The organism is Actinosynnema sp. NPDC023794, from assembly GCF_040639675.1.
Taxonomy (GTDB): domain Bacteria; phylum Actinomycetota; class Actinomycetes; order Mycobacteriales; family Pseudonocardiaceae; genus Actinosynnema; species Actinosynnema luteola.
The window spans coordinates 163,540-179,600 of the sequence record NZ_JBFAFR010000007.1 but is presented as its reverse complement, the minus strand read 5'-3'; the positions used below and the strand labels follow the sequence as shown (position 1 = coordinate 179,600).

The window sequence follows — 16,061 nt, the reverse complement described above, 5'->3', positions numbered from 1 at the left end:
ACTAGTCGAAGCGTGGTATGGCGGCCGAGTGGTGCGCGCGGGCTTGATTGCCGGAACCCGGCAATCAACCGGGTCCCGGAGCGGCCTGGGTGCGACGTTGTTCCCGGACGAGGTGTCGATCACCATTGATGCAGGTCGGGGAAGTGGGGGACGAGGGATCCGGGGGGATCAGGGGGACACGGGGGACGGTTCCACGCCTGTTGGGAACGGGTCGGAACCGGTCGGCACGTCGGGGCACGGGCAGACCACGCCCGTGCCCCGGCGTGCTTTCCGCCGGTGAACCCCGGCGTCGGACCCCCGGCGGTAATCGGCCGGCGCGATCCGGGCGTCCGCTCTACGGTGTGCCGCGGCAGGTGATCGAGCCTTGAGGAGGAACGAGATGCGGCGACTCGACGGTGTGCTCCGTCCCGGTGCCCCTTCCCACACCCTCGAGGACCGTCATTCCCACTCGAACCCTCAACCTGGGCGTGCTCGCGCACGTCGACGCCGGCAAGACCAGCCTCACCGAGCGGCTGCTGTTCGACCACGGGACGATCCCGCGGCTCGGCAGCGTCGACGGCGGTGACACGCAGACCGACAGCGGCGAGCTGGAACGCCGCCGCGGCATCACGATCCGCTCCGCCGTCGCGTGGTTCAGGCTGCGCGATCCCGTGCTGGGCGACCTCCAGGTGAACCTGGTGGACACGCCGGGGCACCCGGACTTCATCGCCGAGGTGGAACGCGCCCTGTCCGTCCTCGACGGCGCCGTGCTGGTGATCTCGGCGGTCGAGGGCGTGCAGGCGCAGACCAGGGTGCTGATGCGCTCGCTGCGGCGGCTGCGCCTGCCCACGCTGCTCTTCGTGAACAAGATCGACCGGATGGGCGCGCGGCACGACGACCTGCTCGCCGAGATCCGCCGCAGGCTCACGCCCGCCGTCGTGCCGATGGTGCGGGTCGACCGGCTCGGCACGCGTGACGCGGGCGTCGTCGCCCGCTCGTCCGTAGACGGCGCGTTCCCGGCGGAGGCGGCCGAACTCCTGGCCGAGCACGACCTCCAGCTGCTGGGCCGCGTGCTCGACGGCGACGTGCCCGAGGACGTGTCCGGGCCGCTGCGGGACCAGACGTGCCGAGGGCTGGTGCACCCGGTGTACTTCGGCTCGGCGGTGTCCGGCGCGGGCACGGCCGAACTGGCCGACGGGGTGCGGCGGTTCCTCGCGCCACGCCCGGCGCCGTCCGACGACCTGCGCGGCACGGTGTTCGCCGTCGAGCGCACCGGCAAGGGCGAGAAGGTCGCCTACGTGCGGCTGTTCTCCGGCACGGTGCACGGCCGGCAGCAGGTGGCGTTCCGGCGGCGGGACGCCTCGGGCGCGGTGGAGGAGCACCGGGGGCGCGTCGCCGGGCTGGAGGTCGTCGGCGGTGGTCCCGGTCCGCTGACCGCGGGCGACATCGGCAAGCTGCGCGGTCTGCCGCAGGTGCGCGTCGGCGACCGGTTGGGCGCGGACGACGACGGCCCGAGGGCGCACTTCTCGCCGCCGATCCTGGAGTCGGTCGTCCGGCCCGAGCAGCCCGACCGGGCGGCCGAACTGCACGCCGCGCTCACCAGGTTGGCCGACGAGGACCCGCTCATCCGGACCCGGGCGGCCGGTGGCGGCGCGACGTCCGTGCTGCTCTACGGGGCCGTGCAGCGGGAGGTGATCGCGGAACGGCTGGCGCGCGAGTTCGGCATCGAGGCGGTGTTCGAGCAGGCCCGGCCGGTGTACTTCGAACGGCCGGTGGGCCGGGGCGAGTCGGTGCACGAGTTCACCCCGCGCGGACCGAACGACTTCTGGCAGACGGTGGGCGTGCGCGTCGAGCCGTTGCCGCCGGGCACCGGCAACACCTTCACCAGGCAGGCCCAGCTCGGCCTGCTGCCGAAGGCGTACCACCGGGCGATCGAGGAGGCGGTGACGTCGACGCTCCGGCAGGGCCTGCACGGGTGGGAGGTGACCGACTGCGCGGTGACGATCACGCACGTCGGGTACCAGGCGCCGAACACGGTCGCCGCCGACTTCCGCCACCTGACGCCGGTGGTGGTGCTGCGGGCGTTGCGGCAGGCCGGCAGCGCGGTCCACGAGCCCGGCTGCACGGTCGAGGTCGAGGTGCCGGACGACGCGCTCAGCGCCGTGACCGGTCTCCTGCTCTCGCTGGGCGCGGACCTCGGCCCGGCCGTGGAGTCCGGCCCGGCGTGGCTCGTGCCGGGCGACATCCCGGCCCGGTCGCTGCACGACCTCGCCGCCGCCCTGCCCGGCCTGACCCGCGGCGAGGGGAGCATCTGGCACGAGCCGGGGCCCGCCCGCCGGGTCCGCGGTCCGGCGCCGACCAGGGCGAGGACCGACGGCAACCCGCTCGACCACGACGAGTACCTGCGGTTCCTGTCCAACCGGAACCTGGCCGACCGGTGACACCCGGCGCTACGCCGCCGGGCGTTCGAAGATCAGCTCCAGCCCGTCCTCCTCGTCCCACTGCTCGCCGACCTCGACGAACCCGAAGCCCGCGATGGTGGCCAGGGACGCCTCGTTGTCCGGGCCGATGGTCGCGCGCACGGTCCGGACACCGGGTTCGGCCGCGGCCCGGCGCAGCAGTTCGACCAGCGCGGCCCTGGCGTAGCCGCGGCGGCGGAACGCGGGGTCGACGGAGTAGCCGATCTCGACCATGCCCACCTCGTCCGGCGGGCCGTGGAACCCGGCGTGCCCGACGACCGCGCCGCCGTCGACGAGGGCGAGCCGCGCCATCCACCGGGCGTGGCCGGGGTCGGCGGCGATCTGGCCCAGCCGGTAGCGCCACAGCCAGCGTGCGCGGTCGGTCAGGAAGTAGTCCGTCAGGTCGATCCCGGCCGTGGTCAGGTCACCGTCGAGCAGGGCGGCCATGACCCGGCCGTCCAGCTCGACGAAGCGCACGTCGTCCGCTGTCACGGCGCGCATGCTCGTCCGCCTGGGGTGTCGCCGTCCACCGTGTTTTTTGACAGGTACCTGTCAAACTGCCAGATTGCCCGGTATGACTGCGCTGTCCGATCAGGGTCGGGAGTTCTCGAGCCTGCTGGTCGAGGTGTTCCGGGTGAACGGCCTGCTCCTCGCCGCCGGTGACGGGCTGGCCGAGCCCGCGGGCCTGACCAGCGCCCGGTGGCAGGTGCTCGGCGTGGTGGACCACGGGCCGCGCACGATCGCGGAGGTGGCGCGGGTGATGGGGCTGACCAGGCAGGCCGTCCGGCAGACGGCGGCCGGCCTGGTCCGCGACGGCATGGCCGAGTTCCGGGACAACGTGCTCGACCGCCGGGCCAGGCTGCTGGCGCTCACCCCGCGTGGCCGGTCGGCCCTGCGCGAGGTCGAGCTGCGCCAGGCGGAGTGGGCGAACGACCTGGCCGCCCGCCTCCCCCTCGTCGAACTGCGCGCCGTCACCGGGACGCTGCGCGACCTCGGCGACCTGGTGGAGGGCCGCTGACGGCCCGGTCGACGACGTGCCCCCGTGGTGAAGTCGGCTAGGTCAGGAACATCGAACCCGCGAAGGCCCGCACCATCGCCTCCGGGTCGCGATCGGTCCGCGACAGCGCGCCGGTGTTCCACAGCGTCGCGAAGCCGTGCACGAGCGACCACGCCGCGACCGACGCCAGCTCCGGGTCGGGCCGGTCGGCGACACCGCCCGCCAGGGCCGCCCCGGACCGGTCGCGCGCCGCGGTCAACGCCGGGTCGTCGCCGTGGTAGAGGTCGGGCCGGAACATCACCTCGAAGTGCGCCCGCTGCCCGACCGCGAAGCGCACGTAGGCCGCGCCCAGGTCGACGATGTCGCCGCCGGCCGCCACCGTCGCGTCCAGCGCGTCGGCCAGGAGCGTGAAGCCCTCCGCGGCGAGCGCGGTGAGCAGGCCCGCCTTGTCCTTGAAGTGGTGCACCGGCCCCGCGTGCGACACCCCGACCCGCCGGGCCAGGTCGCGCAGGCCGACGCCGGCGGGGCCGTGCTCGGTGATCGCCTCGACGGCCGCGTCCAGGACGGCGCGGCGCAGGTCCCCGTGGTGGTACGGGCGCTCCGTGGTCACCCCGGCAGCCTACCGGCGATCTAGTCATTGACAAGTTGCCTGGTCGCAGGGAATCTTGTCACTGTCAAGTTCGCGTTCTCGAAGGAGTGCCGTGGCACCGCTCGTCATCCTCGTCGTCGTCACCCTCGCTCTGGTCGGCCTGCGGGCCGTCGGCGTCACCCGTGTCCCGGCCTGGCCGTTCGCCGTGCGGTGCGGTGTGGCGGCGATGTTCGTCGCGACCGGTCTCGCGCACTTCATCGGCATGCGGGAAGAGCTGATCGCGATGGTGCCGCCCGCCGTCCCCGCGCCCGGTCTCGTGATCACGGCGACCGGCGTGCTGGAACTCGCGGGCGCGGTGGGCGTGCTGTGGCGCCGGACCGCGCCGTGGGCGGCGGCCGGGCTCACCGCGATGCTGGTGGGCATGTTCCCGGCGAACGTCTACGCCGCCGAGAAGGGCCTCTCACCGTCGTTCGGCGACGCCCTGCTGCCGCGCACGCTCACGCAGCTCGTCTTCCTCGCGGCCACGGTGAGCATCGTGGTGCACTACGCCCGCACCCGCCGCTCCCTCGACTTGCGCGAGGGCGTGCGCGCCTGACCGTTGCCGTCCTGCGCCAACTCCTCGGCGAGGCCCTTGTCGAGGGTGACGCGGACCAGTGCGGCGGCGAACCGGGCCAGGTCGTCGGCGGGCACGAGCCGGGCCAGCGCGTTGCGGTCGGCGGGCAGCCCCACGCGCCCGGCGCCCGCCGGCGCCTTGTCGTCCAGGAACGGGCGCAGCTCCGGCCACACCTGCTGCGCCTCGCGGCAGAAGATGGCCGAACCGACCGGACCCAGGCGGGGTGTCCGTTCGAGTGACGCCCGGAGGCGTGCCACGTCACCGCCCGCGTCCTCGCGCAGCCGGCGCAGGTCGCCCTCGCAGTCGTCCAGCACCAGTTGGCGCCCTCACCGAGCGCGGTGGCGGTGCTCTCGTCGTAACGGACGTAGTGGGCACGGCCCAGCGCGTCGACGCGCCGCTGCCACGTCGTCCCCGCCGTGCCGCGCGGGGTGGTGCAGCCCGCCGAGGCCAGTTCCCGTGCCGCGGCCACGGGGATGTCCGCGCGGATCCGGGTGGACAGCAGCACGCTGAGCACGAGCAGCCGGTCCAGCGGCGACGGGCGTGTCCGCCAGCCGGATGCCCGCCTGCTCGGCGCACGTCCGCCCGGCCGGTCCAGCAGGCGTCGGGCGATGTCCTCGTGCTCGCTCATGCCGTCCGGTCACCCCGGCGGGTCCACGGCCACGTCATCAACGCCCACACCGCGAGCACGAAAGCGCTTTCCGGCACCAGGTACCACGGCCAGTCGCCGAGCAGGTCCAGCACGGACGCCGTCGACGGCTTGCGGTTGAGGTAGCCGTAGTTGGAGCCGAGCGCCGTGTTGAGCGCGAACACCGCCGCCGCCCACGCCACCGTGATCAGCACGGCCAGCCGGTAGCCGCGCCAGTCGGGCCGCAGCCCCAGGCCCCACGTCAGGTAGATGGCGGCCCAGACGACGAACAGGTGCGTGGCCCAGAACAGCAGGAACCCGAAGTCCGGGAAGTCGACCCGCAGCACGGGCGTGACCAGGGCTTGGACGCTCAACGTCAGACCCCAGTAGTACGTGAGCGCGAACGCCCACCGGCGTTGCGACCACAACGCGTACGCGGCGACCGGCCCGGCCAGGTCGGACAGCTGCAACGGCAGCGAGTGCTGGACGTTCCAGCGCGGCGGCAGCACCAGGTACGCGTGGATGCCGACCTGGAGCAGCAGGACGACCGCGGCGAACACGCGGGAGAAGCGGCGTGACGGGCGCGTGCGGCCCAGCGCCACCACGGCCGCGGCGCCCACCGCGAACAGCCCGAGCACAACCCAGTGCGAGAGGCCGAACGCGGTGAACTCGCGGGCGATGGGCAACGACGCCACACGTCGGGCTACCCGCGTCACGGCCGGGCGACACCCGGCGGTGTCAGCCGGGCATCACCTGGTCGAGCGTCGGCACCACGGTCAGCACCCGGTCGACCTCGGTGAGCCGCAAGGGGTGGACCACCGAACGGTGGCTCGCCACGATCGCGAACCGGACGCCGGCCGCGACCGCGCGGTGGTGGGCGTCGAGCAGGGCCGCGATGCCGAGCGAGCCCAGGACGGTCACGTCGGTCAGGTCCACCGCCAGCACCGGTGGCCGCAGCTCCAGCTGGACGTCCAGCTCGGCGCGGACCAGGTCGACACCCGCCAGGTCGATCTCGCCGGCGACACGGGTGACCGCGAGGCCGCGCACCTCGGTCGTGTCGACGGCGAGCTCCGCACCCTGCCAATGCCGGTCGGTCATGGACGACGCCCTCTCGTTGGACCTGCGTGTGACCGTGGCGTCGTCCCCGTCCGGCTCGGCGTTACGCCCGGCGCGGGCAGGGCATCGGTTACGCCATCCGCACGCCGGGTACTCCTGCGGTCTCCGGCGACGGCGGAGGTGGTGGCATGGCCGACCCGCGCAACAGCGACGGTCGCGGTGCGGTCGTGGTCGGCTTCGACGGTTCGGAGCAGGCGCGCCTGGCGGCGTTCTGGGCGGCCCGGGAGGCCGCGAGGCGCGGGTGCGCGTTGCTCGTGGTGGACGTGCTCCGCGTGCCGATGCCGGACCTGGCGTTGACGTCCACGACCGTGCCACTGCCCGAGGCGATGACCGAGGAGGCGGTGCGCGGGCACGCCGAACGGGAGCCGGCCGCCGTGGCCGCGGACTGCCGAGCGCTGTGCGCGGGCCTGGAGGTGCGGACCCGGCTGGAGCAGGGCCACCCGGCCGACGCCCTGAGCACGCTCGGCCGCGACGCCGACCTGCTCGTCGGGGTCGACGGGTCGCCGACGAGCGAGCGCGCCCTCGGCTTCGCGTTCGACTTCGCCGCGCGGCACGGGCGGGACCTGCTCGCCGTGCACGCGTGGGCCGACCTGCCGGTGGAGGCCGTGGCCCCGATCCGGGCGGCGCGGTCCGACCTGCCGCAGGTGCAGGCCGAGGCGGAGGCGCTGGTGGACCGGTCCGTGGCCGGTCACCGCGAGGCGCGCCCGGAGGTGCGGGTGAGCCGGGCGGTGGCCTTCGACGGCCCCGGGCGCGCGTTGCTGGAGCACGCCCGTGACGCCGACCTGCTCGTCGTGGGCAGTCACGGCCGCGGCGCGGTCCGCCGTGCGCTGCTCGGCTCCGTGAGCCACGCCGTGCTCTACCACGCGCCGTGCTCGGTCGCCATCGTCCACCGCGACACAACGACTCCACGAGGAGGGGACGCGTGAACCCGCAACTCCGCGACCACCAGCCGACCGCGGCCGCCCCACTGTCCCGTGATCACGAACCGGACCCGCCCGACCCGTTGGCCCCGGACCCCGTCCCGCGCCGGCCGCAGCCGTCCGGACCCGAGCCGGTGCCGCCGAAGCCGATCCCGCCGCCGATCCCGCCCACCTCCGACCACCGCGACCTCGACTGCTGATCGTGGCGGACATCGGAGGGCTCACCTGGGCGCTCACGATCGGCCTCGTCCTCCTGCTGCTCGCGGTGGACCTGGTGCTGGCGGTCGTGCGCCCCCACCGGGTCAAGATCGGCGAGGCGACCGCCTGGTCGGTGTTCTACGTGCTCTTCGCCCTGCTGTTCGGCGTGTGGTTCGCGCTGTCGCACGGCGGGCAGGCCGGCACCGAGTACTTCGTCGGCTACCTGGTGGAGAAGAGCCTGTCGGTCGACAACCTGTTCGTGTTCGTGATCATCATGTCGACGTTCGGCGTGCCGGAGGAGCACCAGCACAAGGTGCTGACGTTCGGCATCGTGCTGGCGCTGGCGTTGCGGGCGGTGTTCATCGCGATCGGCGCGACGTTGTTGGCGTTGTTCTCGTTCGTGTTCCTGCTGTTCGGCTTGCTGCTGCTCTACACGGCCGTGCAGCTGTTCCGGCACCGTGACGAGGACCCGGACGTCGAGGACAACGTCGTGGTGAAGACCGCGCGCCGGGTGCTGCCGATCACCGACGACTACGAGGGCGGGAAGCTGTTCACGCGCGCCGGTGGCCGCCGGATGGCCACGCCGCTGTTGGTGGTGCTGCTGGCGATCGGCAGCATCGACGTGCTGTTCGCGTTGGACTCGATCCCGGCGGTCTTCGGGATCACGTCCGAGCCGTACGTCGTGTTCGTCGCCAACGCGTTCGCGCTGCTCGGGCTGCGGGCGTTGTTCTTCCTGGTCAAGGGTTTGCTGGACCGGCTGGTGTACTTGTCGACGGGCCTGTCGCTGATCCTGGCGTTCATCGGGGTGAAGCTGATCCTGCACTGGGCGCACCAGGACCTCGACCCGCGCGTGCCGGAGGTGCCGACGCTGCTCAGCCTCGGCGTGATCGTGGTCGTGCTGGCGGTGGTGACCGTGGCGAGCCTGGCCAGGACGCGGCGCGACCCGTCGGTGACGGCGCGCCCCGGCTCACTCCGCGCCCGTCGCCCCAAACCCCCCGAACCCCAACCCCCCTCGTGACCACCCACCCCGCGCGCGTCGAACCTCCCGACCCCGCGTGTCCTACGTTCAGGCCCACCGTGTCCTACGTTCAGAACACCCGAGTTCAACGCTCAGAACACGGGCGCCCGTCCTGAGCGTTGAACTCGGGGTACCTGGACGTAGGACACGCGCGTCCTGAAGGTTCGACACGCGTGTCCTGAAGGTTCGACACGCGGGCGCTGGAGGTTCGACACGCGCGGGGCGGGTGCGGGCGTCTAGCGCGCGAGCAGGTCGCGCAACGCCTTGACGACCTCGCCGGGCGCCTCTTCGGCCATGAAGTGACCGCACGTGACGGTGCGGTGCTCGAGGTCCGCCGCCCACTCCCGCCACCGGCCGGCGGCGTCGAAGCCGAGGGCCGAGCCCCAGTCCTGCTGCAGCACGGTCACCGGCATGCGCAGCCGGTTGCCCGCCTCCCGATCGGCCAGGTCGTGCTCGACGTCCACGGTGGCGGAGGCCCGGTAGTCGGCGACGATCGACGGGACCGCCTCGCGGGACGCCTTCAGGTACGCGGCGCGGACGTCGGCCGGGATCGCGGCCGGGTCGTTGGCCCACACGTCCAGGAAGTGGCCGAAGAACGCGTCCGCCGAGGCGCTGATCATGGCCTCGGGCAGGCCCGGCGGCTGGGCCATCAGGTACAGGTGGAACCCGATGGCCGCCGTGGCGCCGTGCATGACGTCCCACATGTCGAGGGTCGGCAGCACGTCCAGCGAGGCCAGGTGCGTGACCGCCTCCGGGTGGTCGAGCCCGGCCCGGATCGCGACCAGCGCGCCCCGGTCGTGGCCCGCCAGCGCGAACCGGTCGTGCCCGAGCGCACGGGCCAGGGCGACGACGTCGGCGGCCATCCTGCGCTTCGAGTACGCCCGACCGTCGTCGGCCGGCTTGTCGCTGTCGCCGTACCCGCGCAGGTCGGGGCAGATGACGGTGTGGTCGGCGGCCAGGTCGGCGGCGACGTGCCGCCACATCAGGTGGGTCTGCGGGAAGCCGTGCAGCAGCACGACGGGGCTGCCCGAGCCTCCCACGGCGACGTTGAGCGCCACGCCGTCGGCGACGGTGACGCGCTGCTGGTTGAAGATCATGTGAGGCTCCTGCTGGTCGGTGCGGTTGCACGGCCCACTCTCAGCGACCCCGATCAGCGCTCGATCAGCAACCGATCAGCACCCCGAGGCAGGCGCCGACCAGGTCGGATACGTTGTCCCGCGATGGTGCGTTTCCGGGTGTTGGGCCCGCTGGAGGCCGTGGGCGAACGCGGGCCGCTCGACCTCAAGGGGCCGCGGCACCGCGCCGTGCTGGCACGCCTGCTCGTCGCCAAGGGCCGCGTGGTGCCGGTCACGCGGTTGATCGACGACCTCTGGGACGACGACGCGCCGGACGGTGCGCTCGGCGCCGTCCAGACGTTCGTCGGCGCGCTGCGCAAGGCCCTCGAACCGGACCGCCCGCCCCGGACGCCGCCCCGGCTGCTGGTGACCGTGCCGCCGGGGTACGCGTTGCGGGCGGAAGACGTCGACGCGCGGCGGTTCGAGGAAGCGGTCGGCGAGGCGGCCCGGTTGCTGGCCGACGGTCGGCCCGGGAACGCGAAAGCGCTGCTCGACGACGTGCTCGAACTCTGGCGCGGCCCCGCCTACGCCGAGTTCGCCGATCGGCCCTGGGCGCTCGGCGAGGCCGCGAGGCTGGACGAGGTGCGGCTGCTGGCCGTCGAACGGCGGGCCGAGGCGGCGCTGGCGCTGGGCCTCGCGGCGGAGTCGGTGCCGGACCTGCGGGCACACGTCGCCGCGCACCCGTTGCGCGAGGACGGCCGCCGGCTGCTCGCCCTCGCGCTCTACCGGACCGGGCGCCAGGGCGAGGCGCTGGCCACCCTCCGCCAGTCCCGCGACGTGCTGCGCGCGGAACTCGGCGTGGACCCCGGACACGCCCTCCGGCAGCTCGAAACCGACATCCTCACCCAGTCGCCGACCCTCGCGCCCGAACCGCCGCCCGCCCGGTCCACGCCGTTCATCGGCCGCACGGACGAGCTGGCCGAGCTGGAACGGGCCGCGCGCACGGGCCGGCGGCTGGCGCTGCTCTCGGGCACGGCCGGAGCGGGCAAGACGGCGTTGGCCGAGGAGCTGACCGCACGGCTCGCCGCCGCCGGCTGGGCGACCGCGTGGGGCACGTCCACCGAGGACGCGCCCGCCGCCTGGCCGTGGACGCGGATGGCGGAAACGCTTGCGCTGGACGCGAATCCGCCCGCCGGCCGGTTCGAGCGGCACCGCGCGATCGCCGAGTCCCTGGCCGGGATCCGGCAACCGGTCCTGCTGGTGTTCGACGACCTGCACTGGGCCGACGAGGACACCCTCGCCCTGGTGACGTCGTTGGCCGCCGACCCCGACGCGGGACGCGTGCTGATCGTCGGCGCCTACCGCTCCACCGAGATCTCCGCCGCCCTGACCGAGGCCCTCGGCCGGGCCGCCCGCACCGAGCCGACCCGCGTCTACCTCGGCGGCCTGACCGAACCCGAGGTCCGCGAACTGGTCGAGGCCACCACCGACCGCGAGCCGACGGACGCCGACGTCCGCGCGATCCACACCCGCAGCGGCGGCAACCCGTTCTTCGTCCGAGAGCTGACCCGCCTCTGGGAGACCGACCCGGCCCTGCGCACCGTGCCCGCCGGCGTCCGCGACGTCCTGCGCCACCGCCTCGCCCAGCTCACCGAGACCGCGCGGACCCACCTGCGCCAGGCGTCGGTCCTCGGCCGGGAGATCGACCTGGACGTGCTGATCCCGCTCGCCGGCGACGAGGACGCGGTGCTGGACTCCGTCGAGTCGGCGCTGCTCGCGGGCTTCCTGGTGGAGCCGGACGCCGACCGCCTGCGGTTCGCCCACGCGCTCGTGCAGGAGACGCTGTACGACGACATCGCGCACGCCCGCCGGGCCCGGTGGCACGCCGCGGCCGCCGACGTGGTCGAGCGGGTGCGCCCCGACGACGTCGAGGCCATCGCGCAGCACCTCCTGCGCGCCGGGAACCGGGCCGCCGCCGAACGCACCGCGCGCTACACCCGGGCCGCCGCCGAACGCGCGGAACGCCGGTCCGCGCCGCACCAAGCGGCCACGTGGTGGCGGGAGACGCTGGAGCGGACGGGACAGGACCGCCTCGAAGCCGTGATGGGCCTGGTTCGGGCGCTGGCCGTGACCGGCGACCTGGAACAGGCCCGCCGGCGCCGCGCGGACGCCGTCGCCGAGGTGGGCGGCGACCCGGTGCTGACCGCCCGCACGATCGGCTCGTTCGACGTGCCCGCGCTCTGGACCACCAACGACGACGAAGCCCTGTCCGCCCGCCTCACCGAGGCGGCCGAACGCGCGCTGGACGCCCTGCCCGCGGGCCACGAGGCCGAACGCGCCCGCCTCCTGGTCACCATCGCCGTGGAACGACGCGCCGACGCCGGACGACGTGGCCGGGAAGCGGCACGCGAAGCCGAGGCCATCGCCCGCGACCTGGCGGACCCGTCGTTGCTGGCCCTGGCGCTCAACGGCCGCTTCCTGCAGACGTTCCACCGGGCGGGACTCGCACCCGACCGGGCCCGGATCGGCGCGGAGCTGCTCGACCTCTCCGCCCGCCACGGCCTGGTGACGTTCGAGGTGCTCGCCCACCTGATCCTCGTGCAGTCCCACGCCGCGCTCGCCGACCTGGCCGCCGCCGACCGGCACGCCGCCGCGGCCGACGCGCTCGCCGACCGGCACGACCTGCCGCTGGTCGGCGTCTTCACCACCTGGTACGCCGCGCTGCGCCTGGCCGTGACCGGGCGGCGGGACGAGGCCAGGGCCGCCTACCGCGCCGCCGCGTCCCGCCTCTCCGGCGCCGGGATGCCGGGCCTGGAACACGGCATCCTGCCGCTGGCGCTGCTGAGCCTCGGCGACGTGCCGGACGCCGACTGGGGCCCGTACGAGCCGTGGGCGCGCCCGGTCGTCCTGCTCGCGCGGGGCAGGCGGGCCGAAGCCCTCGCGGCCGTCGTCCCCGATTCGCCGCACGACCTGCTGTTCGAGGCCCGGACGTGCCTGCACGCGGTGATCGCCGTCGAAGCGGGGGACCGGCAGGTGATGGCGCGCCTCTACGACCGGCTCCTCCCGGCGGCCGGTGAACTCGCCGGCGCGGGCAGCGGCTTGGTCTCGTTCGGCCCGACCGCGCACCACCTCGCCGCCCTCGCCGCCGCGCTCGGCCGGCACGAGCAGGCCGCCGGACACCGCCGCCGGGCACGGGAGGTCGCCGGGGCATTCGACACTCCACAGTGGACCGGCCGGGACGTCACCTAGTGGCTGCCTCAGGGTGTCGCTGGGTGATCGTCCTGATCCGGCGCGCGGACGAGCCGCCCTAAGTTCGTCCGGTGACTGGAAAACGATTGCTCGTGCCGACCCTGCTCGCCGGCGTGGCGCTGGCCGCGGCCGTGCCCGCGGCGGCTTCACCGTCGCCGGTGAGGTTCGAGCTCCCCGCGCCCACCGGCCCCCACGCGGTGGGCGCCACCGAACTGCACCTCGTCGACCACGCCCGCCCGGACCCGTGGCTGCCGGACACCACCCGGGAACTGATGGTCACCGTCCGGTACCCCGCCACGCCGAGCGCGAACGACGCGGCGCCGTTCATGCCGCCCGCCGTCGCCGAAGCGGTCGCCGCGAGCGACGCCAGGGCCCTGCGCATCGACCCGGCCGAGCTGGACTACGGCTTCGCCACCCACTCGGTCCCCGACGTGCCCGCCGTCCCCGGTCGACGGCCCGTCGTGCTGTACTCGCCGGGCCGCGGCAACCCACGCGCCCTGGGCACCGGGATCGCGGAACAGCTGGCGAGCAAGGGATACGTGGTCGTCGCCATCGACCACACCCACGAGCCGCTCGCGGTGCGGTTCCCCGACGGCCGGGTCGCGCCGCGCGCCGTGCCGCCGCTGACGACCGAGGTCAACAAGAAGTTGATGGCGACCCGCACGCGGGACACGGGTTTCGTGCTCGACCGGCTGGCGGTCCTCGCCGCCGGCGGCAACCCGGACGCGGGCCGACGTCGCCTGCCGCCGGGCCTGGGCCGGTCGCTCGACCTGTCCCGGGTCGGCATGGTCGGCCACTCGGCGGGCGGGTTCACCGCGGGCGAGACCATGGTGTCCGACCGCCGGATCGACGCGGGCGCGAACCTCGACGGCAGCATGGCCTACGACCAGGCCACCGGGGACTTCGGCCGGGTCGCCGACGAAGGGCTGGACCGGCCGTTCCTGTTGATGAGCGCGGGCGACCACAGCGCCGCGTCCGACCTGTCGTGGCAGCGGTTCCTGGCCGGCCACCGGGCCTGGGTGCGACAGCTGCACCTGCCGGACGGCGAGCACTCGTCGTTCACCGACCACCAGTCGCTGGTGCCGCGACTGGCCGCCCACCTCGGCCTCGACCCGGCGGTGACGGCGCCGGTCGTCGGCACGGTCGACCCCGCCCGCAGCACCGCCGCCCAGCGCGCCTACCTGACCGCGTTCTTCGACCACCACCTGCGCCACCGGCCGCAGCGCCTGCTCGACGGACCGTCCGACCGGCACCCCGACGTGCGGTTCCTCGGCTGAGCCCTCAGCCGTGGCCGCTGGGCGTGACCAGCCCGGTCTCGTAGGCCACGACGACGGCCTGCACGCGGTCGCGCAGGCCCAGCTTCGCCAGGATGCGCGCCACGTGCGTCTTCACCGTCGCCTCGGACAGGTGCAGCTTCCCGGCCAGCTCGGCGTTGCTCAGCCCACGCGCCAGCAGGCTCAGCACCTCGAGCTCACGCGGCGTCAACGCGGCCAGGTCCCGGTGCAACGACGCGGTGTCCGCGCCGCGGTTCGCGAACCGCTCCACCAGGCGTCGGGTGATGGCGGGCGCCAGCAACGCGTCGCCGGAGCGCACCATCCGCACCGAGGCGACCAGGTGCTCCGGCGTCACGTCCTTGAGCAGGAACCCGCTCGCGCCGGCCGACAACGCGGCGTAGACGTAGTGGTCGAGGTCGAACGTGGTCAGGATGATCACGCGCGGCTCGGACTCCGCGCCCGTCAGGATCCGGCGGGTGGCCTCCAGGCCGTCCAGCTCCGGCATCCGGATGTCCATCAGCACCACGTCGGGCACGGTGCGCCGCACCGCCTCCACGGCCTCCAGGCCGTTGGTGGCCTCGCCGACCACGTCGATGCCGTCGGCGGTGAGGATCATCCGGAAACCGGTGCGCACCAGCACCTGGTCGTCGGCGACCACCACCCGCAGCGGGGCGCTCACGGCGCCTCCACCGGGATCGACGCGGTGACGTGGTAGCCGCCGCCGGGCCGTGGCCGGGCGTCCAGCGTGCCGCCGTAGACGGCCAACCGCTCCCGCAGCCCGATCAGCCCGTGCCCGTTGCCCGTGGCCGCGCCGGGACCGGGCGCGCCACCGGTGTCGACCACCTCCACCCGGAGGTGGTCGACGCCGTAGTCCACGGTCACCGCCGCCGACCCGCCGGAGGCGTGCTTGACCGCGTTCGTCAACGCCTCCTGCACCACCCGGTACGCGGCCAGCTCCACCCCGGACGGCAGCGGGCGCGGCTGCCCGGTCACCCTCGACTCGACCGGCACCCCGCTGTCCCGGAGCCGGGCGACCAGGGCCGCCAGCTGGTCGAGCCCCGGCTGCGGCGCGAGGTCGGCCTGGTCGGCGCCGTCCACCGTCAGCAGCCCCATCACGTGCCGCAACTCCGTCATCGCCGCCCGTCCACCCGCCTCGACCGCCAGCAACGCCTCCTTCGCCTGCCCCGGCGAGGAGGCCATCACCTTGCGCGCCGCGCCCGCCTGGATCGTCATCACGCTGACGTGGTGCGTCACCACGTCGTGCAGCTCGCGGGCGATGCGGGCCCGTTCGTGCTCGACCGCCCGGTGCAACGCCTCGGCCTGCTCGCGCTCCAGCGCGGAGACCTGCGCCCGGCCCTCGTCCGTGCGGACCTTCCACGTGCGCAGGCCGTTCGCCGCCACGATCAGCGGCACCAGGATCAGCAGCGGCACGTACTCGTTCGGCACCACCGGCAGCTCGGAGTCCCGGAACACCGCCACCACCAGCACCGTCACCAGCAGGCTCGCCAACGCGGGCGGCCGGTGCGGGCTGTACGCGGCGGCCGAGTAGGCGGCGATGACGCAGGCGTAGAACGTGAGCCGCGGCGTCTCCGACGGGGCCGCCAAGGTCGCGTACAGCACCACCCACAGCACGGCCAGCGGATAACGGCGGCGCAGCGCCAACGCCACCGCCGCCGCCACCGCGATGACCACCGCGCCGAACAACGTGTCGGGTTGCGGCGGCGGGGGCACGGGGATCGGTTGCAGCACGCCGCCGACGATGACGCGCGAGGGCACGTCCTGCGTGCTGATCGCGTACTGCACCGAGGCGATGCCGACGACCAGCGCCACCACGGCGTCGAACAGGTAGTTGCGCACCGTGGGCCGCGGCAGCGGGCCCGTCGGCAGCACCGCCAGCGCGGCCCAGGCCCGCAGTCGGGTCACCACCGCCGCGTTCGTCACCCGGCCATTCTCACCGACCGGCGACCAC

The 16,061-nt window shown here is 74.3% G+C and carries 15 protein-coding genes and 1 pseudogene; 8 read left to right on the top strand and 8 right to left on the bottom strand.

The genetic code is table 11. The annotated features are described in order from the left end of the window. Positions 1 to 395 precede the first annotated feature (395 nt). Positions 396 to 2,420 carry a GTP-binding protein gene (locus tag AB0H12_RS18210; RefSeq protein WP_499623981.1) on the top strand — a complete coding sequence of 675 codons (2,025 nt, stop codon included), beginning with the start codon at positions 396 to 398 and terminating at the stop codon, positions 2,418 to 2,420. Between the two features lie 9 nt (positions 2,421 to 2,429). On the opposite strand, the gene AB0H12_RS18205 is transcribed toward AB0H12_RS18210, so the two are convergent. After that, positions 2,430 to 2,939 (bottom strand): GNAT family N-acetyltransferase, encoded by a 510-nt coding sequence (locus AB0H12_RS18205; protein WP_499623980.1) that lies wholly within the window; start codon positions 2,937 to 2,939, stop codon positions 2,430 to 2,432. A 73-nt stretch (positions 2,940 to 3,012) separates the two neighbouring features. Here AB0H12_RS18205 and AB0H12_RS18200 point away from each other — a divergent pair, with 73 nt between their 5' ends. Continuing rightward, positions 3,013 to 3,456, top strand: coding sequence for a MarR family winged helix-turn-helix transcriptional regulator (locus AB0H12_RS18200; RefSeq protein ID WP_499623979.1), 444 nt, complete (start codon positions 3,013 to 3,015; stop codon positions 3,454 to 3,456). A 37-nt stretch (positions 3,457 to 3,493) separates the two neighbouring features. On the opposite strand, the gene AB0H12_RS18195 is transcribed toward AB0H12_RS18200, so the two are convergent. Next, positions 3,494 to 4,045, bottom strand: coding sequence for a TetR/AcrR family transcriptional regulator (locus tag AB0H12_RS18195; protein WP_499623978.1), 552 nt, complete (start codon positions 4,043 to 4,045; stop codon positions 3,494 to 3,496). A gap of 91 nt (positions 4,046 to 4,136) precedes the next feature. On the opposite strand from AB0H12_RS18195, the gene AB0H12_RS18190 reads away from it, so the two are divergent. Continuing rightward, positions 4,137 to 4,619 (top strand): DoxX family protein, encoded by a 483-nt coding sequence (locus AB0H12_RS18190; protein WP_499623977.1) that lies wholly within the window; start codon positions 4,137 to 4,139, stop codon positions 4,617 to 4,619. On the opposite strand, the pseudogene AB0H12_RS18185 reads toward AB0H12_RS18190, so the two are convergent. The 3 genes and pseudogenes from AB0H12_RS18185 to AB0H12_RS18175 all read right to left on the bottom strand — a co-directional run bounded on the left by AB0H12_RS18185 (position 4,568) and on the right by AB0H12_RS18175 (position 6,360). Continuing rightward, positions 4,568 to 5,265, bottom strand: a pseudogene (locus AB0H12_RS18185) (endonuclease). The gene AB0H12_RS18190 and the pseudogene AB0H12_RS18185 sit on opposite strands and share 52 nt — an antisense overlap. After that, positions 5,262 to 5,957, bottom strand: a complete 696-nt coding sequence (locus AB0H12_RS18180; protein WP_499623976.1) for a YwaF family protein — start codon at positions 5,955 to 5,957, stop codon at positions 5,262 to 5,264. Before AB0H12_RS18180 ends, AB0H12_RS18185 begins: the two are co-directional and overlap by 4 nt. 43 nt (positions 5,958 to 6,000) lie before the next feature. Beyond that, on the bottom strand, positions 6,001 to 6,360 hold the full coding sequence (locus tag AB0H12_RS18175) for an STAS domain-containing protein (RefSeq protein WP_499623975.1): 360 nt from the start codon (positions 6,358 to 6,360) through the stop codon (positions 6,001 to 6,003). A 146-nt stretch (positions 6,361 to 6,506) separates the two neighbouring features. On the opposite strand from AB0H12_RS18175, the gene AB0H12_RS18170 reads away from it, so the two are divergent. From AB0H12_RS18170 to AB0H12_RS18160, 3 genes are read left to right on the top strand one after another with little or no spacing between them, the layout of a single operon-like run. Continuing rightward, complete coding sequence (locus AB0H12_RS18170; RefSeq protein ID WP_499623974.1) at positions 6,507 to 7,304, top strand: universal stress protein; 798 nt, start codon at positions 6,507 to 6,509, stop codon at positions 7,302 to 7,304. Next, positions 7,301 to 7,498 carry a hypothetical protein gene (locus AB0H12_RS18165; RefSeq protein ID WP_499623973.1) on the top strand — a complete coding sequence of 66 codons (198 nt, stop codon included), beginning with the start codon at positions 7,301 to 7,303 and terminating at the stop codon, positions 7,496 to 7,498. The genes AB0H12_RS18170 and AB0H12_RS18165 overlap by 4 nt, the downstream gene beginning before the upstream one ends. 2 nt (positions 7,499 to 7,500) lie before the next feature. Beyond that, entirely contained in the window at positions 7,501 to 8,514 is a 1,014-nt protein-coding gene (locus AB0H12_RS18160) for a TerC/Alx family metal homeostasis membrane protein (RefSeq protein ID WP_499623972.1), read from the top strand. Between the two features lie 236 nt (positions 8,515 to 8,750). Here AB0H12_RS18160 and AB0H12_RS18155 read toward each other — a convergent pair whose 3' ends face one another. Beyond that, on the bottom strand, positions 8,751 to 9,611 hold the full coding sequence (locus AB0H12_RS18155) for an alpha/beta fold hydrolase (protein ID WP_499623971.1): 861 nt from the start codon (positions 9,609 to 9,611) through the stop codon (positions 8,751 to 8,753). A 123-nt stretch (positions 9,612 to 9,734) separates the two neighbouring features. On the opposite strand from AB0H12_RS18155, the gene AB0H12_RS18150 reads away from it, so the two are divergent. Beyond that, the gene (locus tag AB0H12_RS18150; protein WP_499623970.1) at positions 9,735 to 12,818 is read left to right on the top strand and encodes an ATP-binding protein; all 3,084 of its coding nucleotides are present in this window, start codon (positions 9,735 to 9,737) and stop codon (positions 12,816 to 12,818) included. Between the two features lie 71 nt (positions 12,819 to 12,889). Next, a complete protein-coding gene (locus AB0H12_RS18145) occupies positions 12,890 to 14,095 on the top strand; it encodes an alpha/beta hydrolase family protein (protein ID WP_499623969.1) in 1,206 nt (401 codons plus the stop codon). Between the two features lie 4 nt (positions 14,096 to 14,099). On the opposite strand, the gene AB0H12_RS18140 is transcribed toward AB0H12_RS18145, so the two are convergent. Next, complete coding sequence (locus AB0H12_RS18140; RefSeq protein ID WP_499623968.1) at positions 14,100 to 14,771, bottom strand: response regulator; 672 nt, start codon at positions 14,769 to 14,771, stop codon at positions 14,100 to 14,102. Beyond that, positions 14,768 to 16,033 carry a sensor histidine kinase gene (locus tag AB0H12_RS18135; protein ID WP_499623967.1) on the bottom strand — a complete coding sequence of 422 codons (1,266 nt, stop codon included), beginning with the start codon at positions 16,031 to 16,033 and terminating at the stop codon, positions 14,768 to 14,770. The genes AB0H12_RS18140 and AB0H12_RS18135 overlap by 4 nt, the downstream gene beginning before the upstream one ends. Between the last annotated feature and the right edge of the window lie 28 nt (positions 16,034 to 16,061).

What these genes read in the sequence shown, in the direction of transcription:
- AB0H12_RS18175 (WP_499623975.1), bottom strand. Translation starts at nt 6,360, where the DNA reads ATGACCGACCGGCATTGGCAGGGTGCGGAGCTCGCCGTCGACACGACC.
- AB0H12_RS18170 (WP_499623974.1), top strand. Translation starts at nt 6,507, where the DNA reads ATGGCCGACCCGCGCAACAGCGACGGTCGCGGTGCGGTCGTGGTCGGC.
- AB0H12_RS18150 (WP_499623970.1), top strand. Translation starts at nt 9,735, where the DNA reads ATGGTGCGTTTCCGGGTGTTGGGCCCGCTGGAGGCCGTGGGCGAACGC.
- AB0H12_RS18155 (WP_499623971.1), bottom strand. Translation starts at nt 9,611, where the DNA reads ATGATCTTCAACCAGCAGCGCGTCACCGTCGCCGACGGCGTGGCGCTC.
- AB0H12_RS18205 (WP_499623980.1), bottom strand. Translation starts at nt 2,939, where the DNA reads ATGCGCGCCGTGACAGCGGACGACGTGCGCTTCGTCGAGCTGGACGGC.
- AB0H12_RS18200 (WP_499623979.1), top strand. Translation starts at nt 3,013, where the DNA reads ATGACTGCGCTGTCCGATCAGGGTCGGGAGTTCTCGAGCCTGCTGGTC.